This window comes from Autumnicola edwardsiae (assembly GCF_031846505.1).
Taxonomy (GTDB): Bacteria; Bacteroidota; Bacteroidia; order Flavobacteriales; family Flavobacteriaceae; genus Autumnicola; species Autumnicola edwardsiae.
This window is the reverse complement of the sequence record NZ_JAVRHP010000331.1, coordinates 1-348: the sequence shown is the minus strand read 5'-3', so window position 1 is coordinate 348 and position 348 is coordinate 1. Positions and strand designations below refer to the sequence as shown.

1 pseudogene is annotated in these 348 nt (G+C 38.8%); it reads right to left on the bottom strand.

The features are described from left to right. Positions 1-348 (bottom strand): annotated as a pseudogene (locus tag RM529_RS17900) (conjugal transfer protein); the annotation flags it as partial.

Below are 348 nucleotides of genomic sequence, written 5' to 3'. Positions count from 1 at the left end.
TAGGTAATCGCTGGATAGGACTTCATCGATAAAATCTACCGTGTCCAATGAATTTTGAACTATGGCATCGAAAGATTCCACAACCCTTGAAACTTCATCGGGTTTGATGTAGGGCGAATTCAAAATATCCTGTAAATCATTTTGCATTACGTTGATAAGGCGCTGATTGTTCTGTCCAATTTCCTCAACTGCTCTCAGTTGCTCAACAACGCTTGATACTTTCTCTATTGCCTCTTTTGCATCTTTCAGGAATTTTACAGACTTAATCATTTGAGCCGTTTGCTTGCCAGATTCTATCAGTTGTTTTACCAAGCTGATAAAATTGGTATTGTCATAAGTGGGCATTCC